Raw genomic sequence first — 18030 nt, forward strand, 5'->3', positions numbered from 1 at the left:
TAGTCTGTAGAGTGCGTCAGACAGAATAATTTAGGATAAAATTACTAATTTTAAGATTCTGACGCACCCTACTTCATCTAACTGGCAACTTACATTACTTATAGCAGGGAATAGGGAACAGCGAATACTCTTAAATAACTCATCACCCCGCACCCCGCACCCATTTAACTTTTCTTCAAACCTTTAAACCAACTACCAAAGGGACAACTTCCTTTTTGCTGACTATTTTCCTGACTATTTTCTAGTGTGCCACCTGCTGTCAATTTTTCCAAAAACAGGGCATTATCAAAATAGTGTTCTAGGTAAGTAATCTTTAAATCATCAGTAACATGAGCTACACTCATACCAACAATTTCTACGGTTTCCCCTGTGGGTTGATGGTTTTTATATGCACCGCGAAAATGTCCCCAGTGTCGCCATTTGAATGTAACTTTTGGGGGACCAGAATATACTTCTAATACTTCCCAGGGGAAACCTTGGGGAAAGGTACTGTGAAAAATATCATGGGATGATTCAAAGGTTTCTTCAGAGGATTTATAATGTTCTGAATCTGCCATGAACAGATTATAAGTACCCTTTTCCCCTAATTCGGCAGCAGTAAATTCTTTTCCACCGTTGGTAGTGACGCGAAATTGATCATTGACGATGGATAACCATTGTTGAGGGTTAGTTTTCCAAGAAACTTCCATTTCAAAGGTTCTTACCAGATTTTGTACTATAGATTCTAAAGAACCTTCTATATGATGTTTGATGCTTTCTTGGGCGAGATTTTCTACAGAACGACTATAATCAGGCTGATGATGATTACGCCATTGTACATTTGTAGCAGTTTTGATAACTGTTTCTCGGTCTTGTACCCATAATGGTAGGTTATTTGATGTTTGGGAAGTCATAGAAACCTAAGTTGATCTATTTACTGTGTGTTTAAATGAGATTGACTTGGATTTCCGCAAAGATTCGGATACAAAAAAGCTAACTAATGCTAACAAAAGTTCGCTTTTTCTTCCTGCTTTATCCTAGAAGTGTCGGCACTATCTAGTCCACAGGCTAACACGGTTAATCTAACCGCTTCTTTTTTTTAAATTTGTTGCCGCGTTTAAATCTCTGTCACACTCAAAACCGCGTTTACCACATTTAAACACTCTTTGAGTGGTAATTGAGATTTTTTCTCTCCACAATCATGTTACCACAGAGGTGTGACTTTGCACAGTAAGCATAAGTAGGTAATTGTTAGTAATTGTTAGCTTTTCAGTTACTGTTAATTAACCCCTATTTTAGCATGATTAGCGGAGTGCGGAGTGTAGGGGTTTAGCAGCGCTAAACCCCTACAATTGCCTTCTAATAACTGCTGATGGCTGATAGCTGAAGGATGACTACTAAATACTACCTGCGATCGCCTGTTTCATTTCTCTTACTGCTCTTTCTATACCAACTAAAGCAGCACGACTAATGATAGTATGACCAATATTTAACTCTTCCATACCAGGAATACTAGCCACAGGATAAACATTCCAATATGTTAAACCATGGCCGGCATTGACTCGTAAACCTGCTTTTATGGCCTGTTCACATCCTTGAGTGAGAATTTTTAATTCTCTGTGACGACTAGCTTCATCCCTAGCTTCTGCATATTGTCCTGTATGCAGTTCTATAAATTTAGCTTGGATTTGAGCAGATGCAGCAATTTGGGCAGGTTCAGCATCAATAAATAGACTCACAGGAATGTTAGCGCCTTGGAGTTTATTGACTATCTCTCCTATTCTAGCAATTTGCCCCACAATATCTAAACCACCTTCTGTGGTGACTTCTTCCCGTTTTTCTGGTACTAATGTCACATAATCTGGTTTAATGTCCACAGCGATCGCTAACATCTCCTCAGTAGCAGCCATTTCTAAATTCAAATGAGTTCTTACCGTTTCTCTTAATAATCGCACATCTCGATCCTGAATATGTCTTCTATCTTCTCTTAAATGTACAGTAATACCATCAGCACCAGCCAATTCTGCTAACAGTGCTGCTGCCACTGGATCAGGTTCCACAGTACGTCTAGCTTGACGAATAGTAGCAATATGATCAATATTTACACCCAATGTACACACGCCTAGTTTCTCCTGATTCTTGATCTTGTGAACTTGATTTTACTTTGTACAAGGTTAATTATCTTGTGGGACTTACGCAAGTGTCACACCAAAAATCTGATGTAGGGTACGTCAGATATCAAGAATAGGTTTATTTACATGATTTATGCTGTCTTACGTGGTTGGTGAGCTTGCCGCACCCTACTAATGTGCCGGTTACGTAAGTCCATTTAATTAGATATGCTAGTTAACTTATAACTTGTATATATAAATTCGTGACATAAAATGAATGTTACCAGTATTTACGTAAGTATCCAAAAATAATTGAGTATCATTATATCACTCTTTGCTGAAGTATAAATATATAAAAATAAATAAGTAACTAAGAGTTTATTAAGTAAACTTTTATTTTTTATTACTAGGTTAACAAAAAAGATAAGGTATGATTTGAATCAATATTAAAATAGTATGATCTCAACATCACTAAGGAGAATATGTAGTATTCACATACAAACCATTAGACATGAATGTACTTGATGGCATAGCAATGGATCAGCTAAAAACATCAAGAATTGCTGACTTTTCCACCCATAAATTTGTGATCACAAAAATGTTTTGATTTAGGCACATTCATATTAAACTCACAAGATGAGTTCTTCTACAAATCCGTGATAACTCAAAGATCAGAGGACAACATCAATGATATATATTTTAGGTCAAGCGGCTACACCAACACCAGCCGCAAATGCAGTTCCAGTAGCACCATTTATTATGCCTAATGTGCAACAGATCACTAGTTTTCTATCCACATTAGGCATCTGTGCGGCAATTTCCTTTGGTATATTCTTCGGGTTATTTTACATTTTAAGACCCTTAGTAAGACGCTGGGAAAAAGATACATTACTTCTGATTTTGGGAATTTCCCAAACTCCAGTGACAATATTCTTGATTCTAGTAAGTTTTAAAATTTCCTTATTTCATCTGCAAGGGTTAGGATCAATAATTGATTTGATTCAAAAGGTTCTGACAGCTTTCTTAATAGCAGACATTACCTACTGGGTATCTCAACTATTTACAGAAGCAGCAGTAACCTATTTGAAAGCCTATGCTCGCAAAACAGAAGCAGTATGGGATGATGTTTTAATTCCGCTATTGCAAAATTTCATACCAGTCATTACTTACATCATTGGTATATCACTATTCTTTACCACATTAGGAGTTGATTTAACAGGACTAGGACTAGCATTAGGTAGTATTTCGCTAGTATTAGGATTAGCAGTTAGAGACATTTTAAGTAACTTTTTTAGTGGTTTAGTATTATTAGTAGATACACCATTCAAATTTGGTGATGTAATTACTACTTCCGATGGTTCCTTAGCAATTATCAAACAAATTGGCATTCGGGTAACAAAGCTGTATTTAATTGAACAGCATTGTGAAGTCTATATGCCTAATGCGGCTTTGGGAAATCAAAGTATTACTAACCTCAGTCGTCCCACAACTCACTATGCTTATACTATTAAAGTTTCTGTGAGAATAGATGCTGATGCTATCATGGCTACAAATATTTTGAAAGAAATAGTTGTGGGACATCCAGATACCCTAGCTAATTTTGATGACAAATTAAAACATTTGGATGCTTTCTATGGATTAAGAGAAGCAGAAAATGATAAACTTTCCAAAAAAGAAGCTGGCCGTTTACGCATAAGTATTGAAAAGGACATTAATCTAGTTCTCCAGAAACTTAAAACTCTATTTGATGATTTAATTGAGGAGATTAAGATATTAGAAAGAGGAGGTTTAGATGCCCAAGAGTTAAGAATTCTGCAGAAAAATTATCAGGAAATATTGAATTTAGTAGGTATGGTTGTACTTACAGAACGTAAAGGTAAACGCCAACGTTCTTGGTTAGAAGAAGAACAGGAATCCCCAGAGAAACATAATCTCATTAGTTTAGTTAGAAATTGGTATAATATTTGGTTAAAAGACCCAGATCTAGTATTAGAAGATCAACATATTTTACCTGATGAATGGGAACAAAAAATTGACCTTTTGAAAATCAAACTGAATAAGTTATATCAAACTATTTCTAATCCCGGAGTTGATGAAACTAGATTAGATGACTATGCCGTGAGATTTGTAGATTGGTTAGAAAGTAATTTTAAGGAATCTACAACCGCTTGGAAAGAACCACAAATTCAAATCACTGATATTCAAGGTTCAGGAATGCAATTTTCTGTGAGATTGTATATTGATAATATTCAATTAGAACATTGGAGACGTGGAGAACGAGTTAAAAATGAGGTGCGTCGAGAAATGATTAGAAGACTCAGACAAGCTCACATTTATACTGGTTGATTTTGAGTTATCAGTTATCAGCTATCAGTTATCAACTTAAAATCAAAAACTGACTACTGACGGCTGACCGAAAATAATGGGATACAAGCCCCGTCCTTCTAGGACGGCTTTTCTTGAGTTTTGATATACTCCTTTAATATCTCTAGCTGCGCACCTCCTACAGAGATAGCAAAATAACTAGGACTCCACAATGCTTCTTTATGGGGTTTTTTATAGCCAGCTTGCCCATACCTACGACTAGATACGCCTTTTAAAGCATTTACTATCTGGGAAATAGATAGCTTGGGCGGATACTCAATAAGTGCATGAACGTGATTATCTTCACCATTAAACTCAAGCACTTGAAAATTCATTTTTTCAGCGACTTCTCGAAATGATTTTTCAATGTTATTAGCAGATGGGAAGCAACAAGTCAAGTTGGCTCTGAATGTGGATACAAATGGGGTAAACTTGATTTAAAAATTCGGAAAATTCAGTGTTTAAATTATGGAACTGAACAGGACCGTGATGAAAACCAAAAATATCAATAAAGTCGGGATAGGGCATTGCCACGACTCTAAACGGACGCAGAGGCAGAGTAAGACTACTTCGGTAGCATCAGTCAGTGAAGCGTCAAGAATCACCGCGCCTTTAGGTCGGTGAGTATGTCAATAGTGTACAATTATAAAGTTAGGTTATTTAAAGAATTAACTAGAAAATTAGCCAATTATAGCAGCCATGAATCAAGCAAATACAAGTACCAGTACAAATACAAAAATATGTATATTAGGCGGAGGCTTTGGAGGACTATACACAGCATTGCGCTTAAATCAATTGCCTTGGGAAAATAGAAAAAAGCCTGAGATTATTTTACTGGATCAGAGCGATCGCTTTATCTTTTTACCTCTACTTTATGAACTCCTCACTGGAGAAATGCAAACTTGGGAAATAGCACCACCCTATACAGAAATACTCCAAGGTACAGATATCCATTTTCATCAAGCTACTGTCACTGACATTGATATTAATACACACACTGTCACTGTCCAAAATCACACCAATATTCAAGCTACTACCTCCATCACTTATGATAGATTAGTTCTTTCCTTGGGAGGAGAAACACCTTTAGAATTAGTACCAGGGGCTAAAGAATATGCTTATCCCTTCCGCACTATTAGCGATGTTTATAACTTGGAAGAAAAACTGAGGAAATTAGAAAAAACTAACTTAGAAAAAATTAGAATTGCCATAGTTGGTGCAGGTTATAGTGGAGTGGAAATAGCTTGTAAACTAGCAGACAGGCTAGGAGAAAAAGGGCGTTTTCGGATCATTGAAACCGGTGATCAAATATTACGTACATCTTCAGATTTTAACCGGGAAATTTCTAAAAAAGCCCTAGATAAACGAGGCATATTTATAGATTTAGAAACTCAAGTTACAGCCATAAATGAAAACAGCATTTCCCTAGAATATAAAAATCAAATAGATACCATACCTGTTGACTTAGTAATTTGGACAATAGGTACAAAAGTTTCCCCAGTAATTCACAATTTACCACTACAAAAAAATCCCCAGGGAAAAATTACCACTAACAACAAATTACAAGTTATTAACTATCCCGAAATCTTTGCATTAGGAGATGTAGCAGACAGTCGAGATATACAAGAAAAACCAATTCCATCTACAGCACAGGTAGCATTTCAACAAGCAGATTATACCGCATGGAATATCTGGGCTTCTTTAACAAATCGTCCTTTATTACCCTTTTGCTATCAACCTTTAGGAGAAATGATAGCTTTAGGAATAGATAATGCTACCCTCACAGGTTTAGGAATTAAATTAGATGGTTCTTTGGGCTATTTAGCGCGTCGTTTAACCTACTTGTACCGTTTACCAACTTTCAATCATCAAATGAAAGTAGGATTTAATTGGTTAGTTCAACCTATAATTCAAACCATGACCAAAAATCTGGGATACAAGCCCCGTCCTTGACGGCTTTTCTTGATTTTTAATATACTCCTTTAATATTTCTAATGGCGCACCTTCTACAGAAAAATTATTAGGCGTTGCTGAATTGGGGTATGATACTTATTTCGCGCATCAGCGAAGCGAAGCACTTGAGTTAGACGCAAAGTTTCAAATTTTGAATTTCTCAATTTCATACCTGAGTTCAGCAACGCCAATTATTAATTATGTAGGGTATATTTATAGCAAGGTTGTTAAAAGATTAACTAGTACAGCTTGGCGTAAATAAACAGACCATTCTAAATCGTCCAAAAGCCTATACCGTCTTGGTTTTGAATGCATTACTTTTGAATGCATGACTTCCGCCTTGCGCTACTAGGGTTAAAACTTGCATACAACCACAGTTTTTTACCTCTGTCACCCGTAACCTGCTATAATACCTCCAACCTGTGACATTTAGTTATTGTTTCAGTTTCATGCACCCTGTTTGTAGAAAACTGGAAAAGTTAGTATCATGCAAAAACCAAAAGTTATTTTTTTAGATGCCGTCGGTACATTATTTGGGGTAAAAAATAGCGTGGGTGATATTTATAGTCAAATTGCCCAACAATTTAATGTTGATGTTGAACCGCAACAATTAAATAAAATTTTTACCAAAAGTTTTCAAGCAGCACCACCTCCCATATTTCCTAATACAGATAGTAAAGATATCTCTGAAAAAGAATATCATTGGTGGTATAGGATAGTTTTCAACACTTTTGCAGACGCAGGAGTTATTAACCAATTTGCTAACTTTTCAGATTTCTTTAGTGAATTATATGTTCATTTCAGTACTTCCGATCCTTGGTACGTCTATCCAGATGTACCTTTAGCATTAGTGAATTGGCGTAGATTAGGGATAGAATTAGGTATATTATCTAATTTCGATTCTCGTTTATATCTAGTATTGCAAAGTTTAGGGCTAAAAGAATATTTTAACTCTATTACTATTTCTACACAGGTATGTGCAGCTAAACCTGATCTAAAAATCTTTAAAATTGCTTTAGAAAAACATAATTGTTACCCGGAAGCAGCATGGCACATAGGAGATAGTCTTAAAGATGACTATGAAGGTGCCAAAGCAGTAGGTATGAGAGGTATTTGGCTGAATCGCCATCTCAGTATAGGTAATATAAAAAATTAAGCTTATGGCCTAACTAACTTTGATAATTTTAGAAGCAGGATTTTATTAAATTGCTATTGCTGCTACCAATTTATCATATTTACAGCACATTCCATCTACATGAGGTACACTATGAACACAGCAAGATGCCTGTGTTACAAGGGTTTTATCATTAACATCTGTACCTCATAATAACGGAAACTGCCGTATCATATTTAGTCTGGGAGAGCCAAAATAATTTGACTGATATATTGTAATAACGGTTTTTTTGCTGAATTAATAAAAAAATGATCACCTGGTAACATTTTTAAACAGAAACTAGCATTAGTTTGTACTTCCCAAGCCTGTAAAGCATTATGACTGACTTCAGGATCTTGTAATCCTCCAAAAGCAGTAATAGGAAAATCAAAAGGTGCTTTTTCAGTATAATTATAAGATTCTAAAAGAGTAAAATCAGCGCGAATGACCGGTAAGAAAATCTCCATCAATTCAGGATTATCTAATATTACTTGGGGAGTACCATTAAACTTAGATAATTCTACAATAAATTGATCATTTGGTAAATGAGATATCAAAGGTTTTTCTGGAGGAAATTGCGGTGCGCGACGGGCAGCTACCAACAAATGTAAGGGGGATAAATTATATTGAGAACGTAAAAGACGACATAATTCAAAACTAATTAATGATCCCATACTATAACCAAAAATTAGAAAAGGTTTATCTAAAAAAGGGATAATATGATCAGTAATTTCTGTTAATAAAGGGGCAATTTTTTGGTGAGGAATTGCTTTGATCTGTCTTCCTCTACCGGGAATTTCTATAGGACATACTTCAATGTTATTAGGTAAGTTATGATGCCATGTTCTAAAAGTTGTTGCATTTCCACCAGCATAGGTAAAACAAAATAACCGCATTGTTGCGTCAGGATTAGGTTGAGGAGAAGTTACCCAGGAGTTAAAGGTGGTTGTGCTTTTCATAATGTATTTTGTGATTGATCTTGCGAAGTGATATAAGTAGCAACTTTAATTGCTGGGTCATGTATCACAAAACTGAATTATACATGATTGACTAACTCTGATCTTAATTGTGACTCTATTTACCACTGATTAGAACAAACTTTTAATCAATTTAATGACAGTGGAAAATACAGCAAATTCCATCTACATGAAGTACACTATTAGCACAGCAAGATGCCGGGACTACAAGGGTTTTATCATTAACATCTGTACGTCAATAGATCCCCGACTTCTTCAACAAGTCGGGGATCTGGCGCAAAAGTGAAATTAAAATTTCTCAATCCCTGTTATTGTTATATGGGCTGATTACTGATTACTGTTCGCGTAGCGTCCAGTTAAGAATTAACTGAATACTTACGTTTTGACAAAGTTATAATTACAGGTTACATTAGAAAAAACTTAAGACAGAATTACTTACTGAATTTTGATACGTAGTTATGAATGATGAATCTTACAATCTTGGTTTAGAAAAGGCTAAGTCCCAAGATTATACAGCCGCGATCGCACAATTTACCTTAGCTATTGCTAATAATCCCTACTTTACCTCAGCCTATATTCACCGAGGTTTAGCATATTACGATTCTGGAGCAATTCTCCAAGCTGTTTATGATTATACAGAGGCTTTAAAAATAGATGAATCTAGTATGGAAGCCTACTATTGTCGTGCTTTAGCTAGGGTAGCATTAAAAAATTTACCTGGCGCTTTGGAAGATGTAGATAAAGCCATTCGCTTAAATGCAAATTATGCCCCAGCTTACAATTTACGGGGAATAATTCACAGGAAACAAAGCTGTATTTTAGAGGCGATCGCTAATTTTAAAAAAGCCGCAGAATTATATTTAAAAGAAAAAAATGCTGCTCAATGTCAACAATGTTTAGATAATATTAAACAACTACAACCACCAACAACAATATCTCCAGAAGTTTCATCTATACCCCTACCAATTATCTCCACTGAAGAATATTTTATCCAACTATTACAAAAAGCACAAAACGGTAAAACTAGAGAAGCTATTGCTGACATAGATTGGATATTGAAAGCCGATCCGCAAGATGCACAAGCCTATTGTTATCGCGGAGTAGTCAAGTGTAAAATGGGTAATTACCGAGAAGCGATCGCTGACTTTAATCAATCCTTAAACCTGAAATTTACCGATGCTTTAGTATATCGTAATCGCGGCAAAGCTAGGTTTATGATTGCAGATTATCAAGGAGCATTAAACGATTTTCATAAAACTATAGAGATTCAACCGGAAGATCCCCTAGTTTATGTCGCTAGAGGTAATGCTTATCAAAAAATGGGTAAATATTTAGACGCTATGCAAGATTATGAAAAAGCATTACAACTAGATCCCAATTATGCTTTAGCTTACTACAATCGTGGACTTACCTACACATTATTAGAAGAAATGAGTAATGCTATCTTAGATTATCAAAAAGCCGCCAGTATTTATTCAGAAAAAGAAGATTGGGACAATTATCAACAAGTATTAAATAGTTTACAGAAAATTCACACATCTACACCAGAAATTCATCAACAAAAATATGAAATCCTGCGTCAAAGACTATTACGTAAGGTAGGAGGCCATTGGGAAATTGCACAACGTTTAATTCAACAACAAGAATATAATTATCCAGGAATGTCTCAAGAATGGTATTTACAAAGAGTCATTGAAGAAATAGAAAGCGATCGCAGTTAAAATCCCTGATATCCCCTATTTTTCAAGATTTTTTAAGAAATTTGGGGATTTTATTTTCATAAAGTTTAAACTCCTGATAAAGATTTTGTGAAAGCCACTATCTAACTATAGTCATTTGTTTTTTATTACTATAACATAGATTTTTATCAATAGATTAGTAGTCTAGCTAGTAAAACTTGAGTAAAAAACTGCTGGAACTACTAAATACAACCGTGCAAAATAATTAATAAAAATCAGATGGTATAAATGTATGTCAATCATAGATTTTAGACAAACACATCCCCAAACTACTTTTAAAAAACAACTGGAACAACAGTTTAAACAAAGATTCGTTTGTAACCGTTTAATTAATCCTCCTGAAAATTTTATTCCATTTTCTAAAACAGAGATTGAACAATCAATATCCCAAAGATTTGTACAACAAGTTAATAAATATCCTGATGCGATCGCTATTAAAGCTGATCAACAAACTTTAACCTATGAACAACTTAATCACAATGCTAATCAACTAGCAAATTATATACTGCAACACAGAGGAAATCAACTAGAAGTAATTGTCATTCTCTTAGAAAAAGGTACTGATTATATTACTAGCATTCTGGGAATATTGAAAACCGGAAAAATATTTGTTCCCTTAGATCCTACATTTCCCCTAGATAGATTAACTTATATTATTCAAGACTCTCAAGCAGTTGCAGTGATCACAAATAATCAAAATCTATCTTTAGCAAATCAATTAATTCATCCCCTAATTAATTGCCAATGTCAACTATTAAATATTGACGCAATAGATCCAGAAATTTCCGCTCAAAACCCCCAAATTAACATAGAACCATCCACACCAGCTTACATTATTTACACCAGTGGATCAACAGGAAATCCTAAAGGAGTATTACAAAATCATCGTCATTCTTTACATTATTCTATGAATGACACAAATACTTTATTAATTAGTCATCAAGATCGGGTAATTTTCCTCTATTCCTGTAGTGCTTTAGGAGGAATATTATGTATTTTCTACACATTATTAAATGGTGCAAGTTTACATTCATTTGATGTAAAAAGACAGGGATTAACTAATTTAATTAGCTGGTTAATTGATGAAGAAATTACAATTTACCATTCCTTTACGACACTATTTAGACACTTTATAAATACACTAGTTGGTACAGAAAGTTTTCCCAAAATTCGCCTAGTTAAATTAGGAGGAGAAGCCACATCTATTAGAGATGTGGAAAATTACAAAAAGTATTTCACCACAGATAGTATTTTATATGCCAGTTTGGGAGCAACAGAAACAGGAACTTTTAGAAATTTTATAGTAGATCATCACACGAAAATTACTCATAGTACCGTACCTATAGGTTATCCAGTGCAAGATATGGAAGTCATTTTATTAGATGACAATGGCCAAGAAGTTCCACAGGGTAAAATTGGGGAAATAGCAGTTAAAAGTCCATATTTAGCTTTAGGTTATTGGCAAAAACCAGAATTAACAAAAACTGTATTTTTACCAGATACAGAAAATCATCATCAAAGAATTTACCGCACAGGAGATTTAGGTTATATTCAACCTGATGGTTGTTTGTTTCATGCAGGAAGAAAAGACTTTCAAGTGAAAATTCGTGGCTTCCGCATTGAAGTTACAGAAATTGAAATGGCATTATTAAAAAGTGGTAATCTTCAAGAAGTAGTAGTCATAGCTAGTGAAGATATAAACCAAGATAAACGATTAATAGCTTATATTGTTCCCAAAGCAAAATTAACCCCAACTGTTAAAGAACTACGGCAATTTTTACAGCAACAACTACCAGAATATATGATTCCTGCTGAATTTGTATTTTTGGAGGCATTACCATTAACACCTAATGGTAAACTAGATAGAAAAGCATTACCACAATATCACCGGAAATATCAAAATATTGAACTTCATACTTTTACTCAAGTTCATCATAGTGTAGAACAACAGTTAATAGCTATTTGGGAAGAGTTATTAAATGTGCGAGGAATTAATCTTTATGATGACTTTTTTGAATTAGGAGGAAATTCTTTATTAGCTGTGAGATTATTTGCCATTATAGAACAGCAATTTCAGCAAAAATTACCATTATCTAGCTTATTTCCTGATAGTACAATATCAGCGATCGCCCAAGAAATTCGCCAGCAAAAAATCTTAACAAATCAAAAAATCAAAAATTGGTCATCCATTGTTAAATTACAACCCCAAGGAACAAAACCACCTTTATTTTTAATACATTCTTTAAGAGGAGAAGTATTATGTTATCGTAATTTAGCCTTACATCTAGGTTTAGATCAACCTGTATATGGTTTACAACCTCAAGGATTAGATGGAAAACAACCATTTCTCGTTACAATTGAAGATATGGCTAGAAAATATCTCCAAGAAATGCAAACTATTCAACCCCAAGGTCCCTATTATTTAGCAGGTTATTCTTTCGGAGGTATTATTGCTTATGAAATAGCCCAACAATTACATCAACAACATCAACAAGTAGCAATTTTAGCTATAGTTGATACCCTACGTCCAGGTTATAGTCAACGTTTATCATTTATACAACGTTTACCTTTGCATCTCAAAAATATCTTACAACAAAAACCCGATTATTTGTGGCGAAAACTTCCCGGTTGGTATGAACACACTAAATATTATTTTCAAAAAGGATATCATTCCCTAAATATTAATCATACAAAATATATCGATCTTGGTATGATTAATTTACAAGCTATGAATCAATATGTTTTTCAACCTTATCATGGTCAAGCTATCCTTTTCCGTACTAAGGATGAAGAACGTACTGACTCAATAAGTGTAAAATATGATCCGCAATTTGGCTGGGGTGAAATAATTACAGGAGGTGTTAATGTGGAATATATTCCCGGTTCCCATATTTCGCTATTAAATGAACCTTATGTTAAAGTATTAGCACACAAATTAAAAACTTATTTGTAGCAGTCAGTTATCAGCTATCAGCTATCATTAACCTGTACTTTCTGGTCTATTCTATCTTAATCTGTGATAATCTATGATATAAATAAAATCACGGTATTCCTACCTGTAATTCGTAGATTATTTAAGATTATTGACACGAGGTATAGTATCAGTGGGCATAGTAGTTGAAAAAATTTGTAAAAAGTTTGGTAACTTTCAAGCAGTTCAAGACGTGAACCTAGAAGTTAAAAGTGGTTGCTTAGTAGCTTTATTAGGTCCATCAGGATCGGGTAAATCTACACTGTTAAGATTAATAGCTGGTTTAGAAATACCTGATAGTGGTAAAATTATCTTAACAGGTAAAGATGCCACCTATCAAAGTGTGCAAGATAGAAATATAGGCTTTGTGTTTCAACACTATGCCCTATTTAAACATTTAACCGTGAGAGAAAATATAGCTTTTGGCTTAGAAATTCGTAACCTACCAAGGAAAAAAATTAAAGGTAGAGTGGAGGAATTACTAGAACTGGTACAATTAACTGGATTAGGCGATCGCTATCCTTCCCAACTTTCTGGAGGACAAAGACAGAGAGTAGCCTTAGCTAGGGCTTTAGCAGTAGAACCTAAAGTCTTATTATTAGATGAACCCTTTGGGGCGTTAGATGCTAAAGTGCGAAAGGATCTGCGTGCTTGGTTACGTCGTCTCCATGATGAAGTTCATGTTACCACAGTATTTGTTACCCATGATCAAGAAGAAGCAATGGAAGTTGCTGATGAAATTGTGGTCATGAATAAAGGTAAAGTGGAACAAGTTGGTACACCCGCAGAAATTTACGATCACCCAGCATCAGCCTTTGTGATGAGTTTTATTGGACCTGTTAATGTATTACCCAGTTCTGCCAAAATATTCCAAAGTAGTGGTTTTGACTCAGCAAACCCAGAAATATTTTTACGTCCTCAAGACATTTTAGTAGAAAGAGTGGCTAACGGTACAACCACACCGGCATTAATTAGGAGAGTGATTCATTTAGGGTGGGAAATTCAAGTAGAATTAGCTTTAGATGATGGACAAACCATGACAGCCCATTTAACTAGAGAAAAATTTGATGAATTAAAATTAGAACCACAAGAAAGAGTTTTTGTGAAACCTAAAGATGCGAAATCATTTCCTCTGGATTATTCTATTTAGGTGGATAATTTCTCAAAATCATTAATTAGCATTAACTAGTGTGTGTAAAATCTTAACTAAATCAACGCCAAAATATATGAAAATATATTTAATAGTGCTAAGTAAACACACACTACTAAACATTATTAAACATTAATCTTGAAAAATCCTAAAAACTTAGTCATATTTTGTAAATTTCCTGTATTGTAAATATCTAATTTCACAGTACAACCTTATTATATTTTTACATATTTAAACAATGGATAAATTTAGAGTGGAAGTTATTAGTAAAACACCAAATCCGCAACAAACAATCTACGCGGCTATGCACCAAGATTATACTGATGAGTTTGTCTATAATGAGCGCAATTCCTGGCCATCGGAAAGTGAAGCAGGAGAAATTATTGTTAAACGTTTATTAGCTGGACAAAGGGGACATTATGGACCTTTAGAACATCCCCAAATAGTTTTTAATTGCGGTTATTTTCCTCATGGTGTGATGCAGCAAGCGCGTACTCATCGCGTAGGAGTGAGCTTTGATGTACAATGTTTGTCCTATGATACTGAAATTACTCTTGTGAACTGTGAAGGGGAAACTAATGAGAAACTGAAAAAAAGTATTGGTGAACTATACAATATTTGGACAAAGAACGAAAAACAAGATATGGGAAAAATGCCGTTGCGAGTTCTTGATGAAGGAACTGGAATATTTAAAATTGGTAACATTAAAGATGTAATATGTAGTGGTATTCAACCAGTTTACAGAGTATCTTTAGAGGATGGTAAAACCTTAGATTGTACTGTTAATCACCGTCTATTTACGTCAGAAGGATGGTTGACAATGGGTGATGCAGTTGGTTTAATAACTAAACATGATGGTACAGTCCTAAAAATAACGAATCCTTGTTATTTAATGTGTAATGGTTTAGCAGTGGCAGAAAACCCTATTGAACAAAATTCCCATCATAAACAGATACAAGCACATCCAGTCAAGGTCAAAACTGTAGAATACCTTGGTCTACAAATGACCTATGATTTAGAAGTGGAAGGTAATTGGCATAATTTTGTGGCTAATGGCGTAGTTGTTCACAATTCATTTCGGTATACGGGAAACCAATTTATTGAAGTAGCAGAAGGTAAAAAAGATATAGAAGATGTTTTCTATCTGCGTCCTGTGGGTTATTACGCAGATAGACAAGGTAAAAAGTATTATTATTCACCAGAAAAGAGAACAGCAGATTTACAATGGTGTTTGGAAGCAGTTAAACAATATAAAGCAGATTTTGAAAGTGGAATGTCGGAGGAGCATATTCGCGGGAAGATGCCTTTTGATTATCGTCAGCATTTTGTAGTAAGTTTTAATTTGCGATCGCTTTTACATTTTCTCGACTTAAGAAATAAAAAAGACGCCCAGTTAGAAATTCAGAAGTTATGTGAATTGATGTGGCCACACTTTCAAAAATGGAGTCCTGCTATAGCTGCATGGTATGAAAAAACCAGGTTAGGAAAGGCTAGGTTAGCGCCATAATGTGAAACAGGACTTACTCAAGACAGAACAAAACTAAAGGATAATTCATGAATTACCCCATACGCAATAATGGTATTGCTGAACTCAGGTATGAAATTGAGAAATTCAAAATTTGAAACTTTGCGTCTAATGCAAGTGCTTCGCTTCGCCAATGCGCGAAATAAATATCATAGTAAAATTACTGTAGTGCAAGCTTCTTGCTTGCATCTATTATCCAAATTAAAATCAAAACAGCTTATTACTCTGTGCAACAGTGCGATCCTCATGCGTGAAACAAAGTCATAAGCTGTTGTGCCTTTAACTTGAATAATTAATACAAGCAAGATGCTTGTGCTACTGTAACTTCAGGTTTTTTAATTATACAGTGAGTGCTGCACATTAGCTTACTCTTAATCAGTAACATAAAAATCTGCAACTATCCACTAAAAATGATCCAACAACATCCTCTAAATCGTAAAATTCTGGATATCCTGATTTATGGTATACTCAATAGATATCTGGTGATAATTAATGTAGAGACATTTTATAGAATGTCTCTATAAGGTTTTTAAACATTTACAGCGATTTTCATCAGATGTCTAATATCTAATTTACGCAAAAACTTAGAAAATCATCAATGAACATTAGTAACATATTTCAAGCAGGTGGGGTAGTAATGTGGCCACTACTATTTTTCTCAGTGTTAGCAGTAGCACTAATTATAGAAAGGATAGTATTTTGGCAAAAAATTATCAATCGTCAAAATCGTACAGCTAGACAAGTATTAAACTTTTATCGTCAAGGAAATGTTGTCATAACTTTAGATATATTAAAAAATAATGCTGATTTACCAATTGCCAGAATTTTTTTAGCAGCTTTGGAATTAGAAGAAGCTACTCCAGAAGAGTTTAGATTAGCTTTAGAAAGTGAAGCGCAAGCAGAGATTCCACTGTTGAAAAGGTTTCAAAATATCTTTGATACAATAATTGGACTAGCGCCGTTATTAGGACTTTTAGGCACAGTATTAGGCTTAATTTCTGCCTTTGCATCTTTAAATATTGGTGATGTGGGAGGTACAAAAACCGCCACCGTTACATCTGGTATTAGTGAAGCGTTAGTTTCCACAGCTTCAGGACTAATAGTGGCAATTTTTACCCTATTTTTTGCTAATACATTTCGCGGTTTATATATACGTCAAATAGCTAGTATTCAAGAATTGGGCGGACATTTAGAATTATTATATCGTCGTTATTATGAAAGAGGAGATAAGGATAAATCCTATGCGCCTACAAGATGAACCAGACATTCCACCACAAATTAATATTGTGCCAATGATAGATGTGATCTTTGCAATTTTAACATTTTTCATCATGTCCTCATTGTTTTTAACTAAATCTGCTAGTTTACCTGTTAATCTTCCCAAGGCTGCCACTGCTAAATCACAAACTTCCCCGGCTCCAGCAACAGTAACTATAGATAAAATGGGTAATATTAGTTTGAATAAACAATTAACTAACTTGGATAAATTACCTACAAACATTAAAAACTTAATGGGTAATAATTCGGAAATAATTGTGATTATTAATGCTGATAAACAAGCTACTCATGGACAAGTGGTAACAGTTATGGATAATTTACGTCAAGTTAATGGTGTAAAATTAGCGATCGCTACTGAAAAACCGTAATTAGCTATCAGGAAATTTCCCTTTACTTCCTGAAATATTGAGTTTTGCAAATAAAAATGTCAAAAATAAACTTTCTGTAGTACCTTAAAAAGTACTTAACTCCTACGATCCTAAAATAGTAGTGTAAGCATCTTACCTGCAACAAAGATCAAAACTCAACACTTAACAACTTAATTATCTAAAATATAGGATGAAAAACAATTATGACTATTTGGGTAAACGAACAAATTGATCCATCAGGCATGGTTTATGCTTGTATTGCCTGTTGCAACGAATCTCAAGCACAGGAATGTCATGAATCATTTAGAAAAAACCTGACCCCCATGCAAAAAGCCGAGGGTTGGATTGCTAAAATCAGAACAGTGAGTTCCTGGGATGAAGTACCCGTGAATGCTTTGAAACTCAATTGATTTTGATGGATTGATTTTACTTTACTGATTTTACTTGATTGCTAAAATCAAA

14 protein-coding genes and 3 pseudogenes are annotated in these 18030 nt (G+C 34.5%); 12 read left to right on the top strand and 5 right to left on the bottom strand.

The window, feature by feature from the left end:
- Positions 1-164 precede the first annotated feature (164 nt).
- The 3 genes from H6F32_RS00570 to H6F32_RS00580 form a co-directional block, all read right to left on the bottom strand.
- Positions 165-893 (bottom strand): SnoaL-like polyketide cyclase, encoded by a 729-nt coding sequence (locus H6F32_RS00570; RefSeq protein ID WP_190367391.1) that lies wholly within the window; start codon positions 891-893, stop codon positions 165-167.
- A gap of 168 nt (positions 894-1061) precedes the next feature.
- Positions 1062-1142: a hypothetical protein gene (locus H6F32_RS21130; RefSeq protein WP_395939570.1), complete on the bottom strand. Its 81-nt coding sequence runs from the start codon at positions 1140-1142 to the stop codon at positions 1062-1064.
- A gap of 234 nt (positions 1143-1376) precedes the next feature.
- Entirely contained in the window at positions 1377-2099 is a 723-nt protein-coding gene (locus H6F32_RS00580; protein ID WP_190367393.1) for a pyridoxine 5'-phosphate synthase, read from the bottom strand.
- Between the two features lie 678 nt (positions 2100-2777).
- On the opposite strand from H6F32_RS00580, the gene H6F32_RS00585 reads away from it, so the two are divergent.
- Positions 2778-4436 (top strand): mechanosensitive ion channel family protein, encoded by a 1659-nt coding sequence (locus H6F32_RS00585; protein WP_242031005.1) that lies wholly within the window; start codon positions 2778-2780, stop codon positions 4434-4436.
- 98 nt (positions 4437-4534) lie between these two features.
- On the opposite strand, the pseudogene tnpA reads toward H6F32_RS00585, so the two are convergent.
- Positions 4535-4822: pseudogene (gene tnpA / locus H6F32_RS00590) on the bottom strand (IS200/IS605 family transposase); the annotation flags it as partial.
- Positions 4823-4825: 3 nt separating this feature from the next.
- Between tnpA and H6F32_RS21135 the strand changes: the two are divergent.
- The 3 genes from H6F32_RS21135 (at position 4826) to H6F32_RS00600 (ending at position 7563) form a co-directional block, all read left to right on the top strand.
- Positions 4826-4966 carry a hypothetical protein gene (locus H6F32_RS21135; protein ID WP_395939571.1) on the top strand — a complete coding sequence of 47 codons (141 nt, stop codon included), beginning with the start codon at positions 4826-4828 and terminating at the stop codon, positions 4964-4966.
- Positions 4967-5153: 187 nt separating this feature from the next.
- A complete protein-coding gene (locus tag H6F32_RS00595) occupies positions 5154-6407 on the top strand; it encodes an NAD(P)/FAD-dependent oxidoreductase (RefSeq protein WP_190367394.1) in 1254 nt (417 codons plus the stop codon).
- A 487-nt stretch (positions 6408-6894) separates the two neighbouring features.
- A complete protein-coding gene (locus tag H6F32_RS00600) occupies positions 6895-7563 on the top strand; it encodes an HAD family hydrolase (protein ID WP_190367395.1) in 669 nt (222 codons plus the stop codon).
- A gap of 194 nt (positions 7564-7757) precedes the next feature.
- Here H6F32_RS00600 and H6F32_RS00605 read toward each other — a convergent pair whose 3' ends face one another.
- Positions 7758-8519 carry a thioesterase II family protein gene (locus H6F32_RS00605; protein ID WP_190367396.1) on the bottom strand — a complete coding sequence of 254 codons (762 nt, stop codon included), beginning with the start codon at positions 8517-8519 and terminating at the stop codon, positions 7758-7760.
- Between the two features lie 476 nt (positions 8520-8995).
- Here H6F32_RS00605 and H6F32_RS00610 point away from each other — a divergent pair, with 476 nt between their 5' ends.
- From H6F32_RS00610 to H6F32_RS00640, 8 genes and pseudogenes are all read left to right on the top strand, one after another.
- The gene (locus H6F32_RS00610) at positions 8996-10258 is read left to right on the top strand and encodes a tetratricopeptide repeat protein (protein WP_190367397.1); all 1263 of its coding nucleotides are present in this window, start codon (positions 8996-8998) and stop codon (positions 10256-10258) included.
- Between the two features lie 250 nt (positions 10259-10508).
- Positions 10509-13229, top strand: coding sequence for an amino acid adenylation domain-containing protein (locus H6F32_RS00615; RefSeq protein WP_190367398.1), 2721 nt, complete (start codon positions 10509-10511; stop codon positions 13227-13229).
- Positions 13230-13380: 151 nt separating this feature from the next.
- Complete coding sequence (locus H6F32_RS00620) at positions 13381-14397, top strand: TOBE-like domain-containing protein (RefSeq protein WP_190367399.1); 1017 nt, start codon at positions 13381-13383, stop codon at positions 14395-14397.
- Positions 14398-14635: 238 nt separating this feature from the next.
- Positions 14636-15466 (top strand): annotated as a pseudogene (locus tag H6F32_RS00625) (FAD-dependent thymidylate synthase); the annotation flags it as partial.
- A gap of 3 nt (positions 15467-15469) precedes the next feature.
- A pseudogene (gene thyX, locus H6F32_RS21030) lies at positions 15470-15904 on the top strand (FAD-dependent thymidylate synthase); the annotation flags it as partial.
- Positions 15905-16520: 616 nt separating this feature from the next.
- Positions 16521-17180, top strand: a complete 660-nt coding sequence (locus tag H6F32_RS00630; RefSeq protein WP_190367401.1) for a MotA/TolQ/ExbB proton channel family protein — start codon at positions 16521-16523, stop codon at positions 17178-17180.
- Positions 17164-17568, top strand: coding sequence for a biopolymer transporter ExbD (locus H6F32_RS00635; protein ID WP_190367402.1), 405 nt, complete (start codon positions 17164-17166; stop codon positions 17566-17568). The genes H6F32_RS00630 and H6F32_RS00635 overlap by 17 nt, the downstream gene beginning before the upstream one ends.
- 203 nt (positions 17569-17771) lie before the next feature.
- Positions 17772-17978 (top strand): glycogen debranching protein, encoded by a 207-nt coding sequence (locus H6F32_RS00640; protein WP_190367403.1) that lies wholly within the window; start codon positions 17772-17774, stop codon positions 17976-17978.
- Positions 17979-18030: the final 52 nt, after the last annotated feature.

The organism is Anabaena sp. FACHB-1237 (assembly GCF_014696225.1).
Lineage (GTDB): Bacteria > Cyanobacteriota > Cyanobacteriia > Cyanobacteriales > Nostocaceae > FACHB-1237.

Excerpts from the sequence above, each read along its gene's own strand:
- H6F32_RS00570 (WP_190367391.1), bottom strand. The coding sequence starts at position 893 with ATGACTTCCCAAACATCAAATAACCTACCATTATGGGTACAAGACCGA.
- H6F32_RS00585 (WP_242031005.1), top strand. The coding sequence starts at position 2,778 with ATGATATATATTTTAGGTCAAGCGGCTACACCAACACCAGCCGCAAAT.
- H6F32_RS00595 (WP_190367394.1), top strand. The coding sequence starts at position 5,154 with ATGAATCAAGCAAATACAAGTACCAGTACAAATACAAAAATATGTATA.
- H6F32_RS00600 (WP_190367395.1), top strand. The coding sequence starts at position 6,895 with ATGCAAAAACCAAAAGTTATTTTTTTAGATGCCGTCGGTACATTATTT.
- H6F32_RS00605 (WP_190367396.1), bottom strand. The coding sequence starts at position 8,519 with ATGAAAAGCACAACCACCTTTAACTCCTGGGTAACTTCTCCTCAACCT.
- H6F32_RS00610 (WP_190367397.1), top strand. The coding sequence starts at position 8,996 with ATGAATGATGAATCTTACAATCTTGGTTTAGAAAAGGCTAAGTCCCAA.
- H6F32_RS00615 (WP_190367398.1), top strand. The coding sequence starts at position 10,509 with ATGTCAATCATAGATTTTAGACAAACACATCCCCAAACTACTTTTAAA.
- H6F32_RS00630 (WP_190367401.1), top strand. The coding sequence starts at position 16,521 with ATGAACATTAGTAACATATTTCAAGCAGGTGGGGTAGTAATGTGGCCA.
- H6F32_RS00635 (WP_190367402.1), top strand. The coding sequence starts at position 17,164 with ATGCGCCTACAAGATGAACCAGACATTCCACCACAAATTAATATTGTG.
- H6F32_RS00640 (WP_190367403.1), top strand. The coding sequence starts at position 17,772 with ATGACTATTTGGGTAAACGAACAAATTGATCCATCAGGCATGGTTTAT.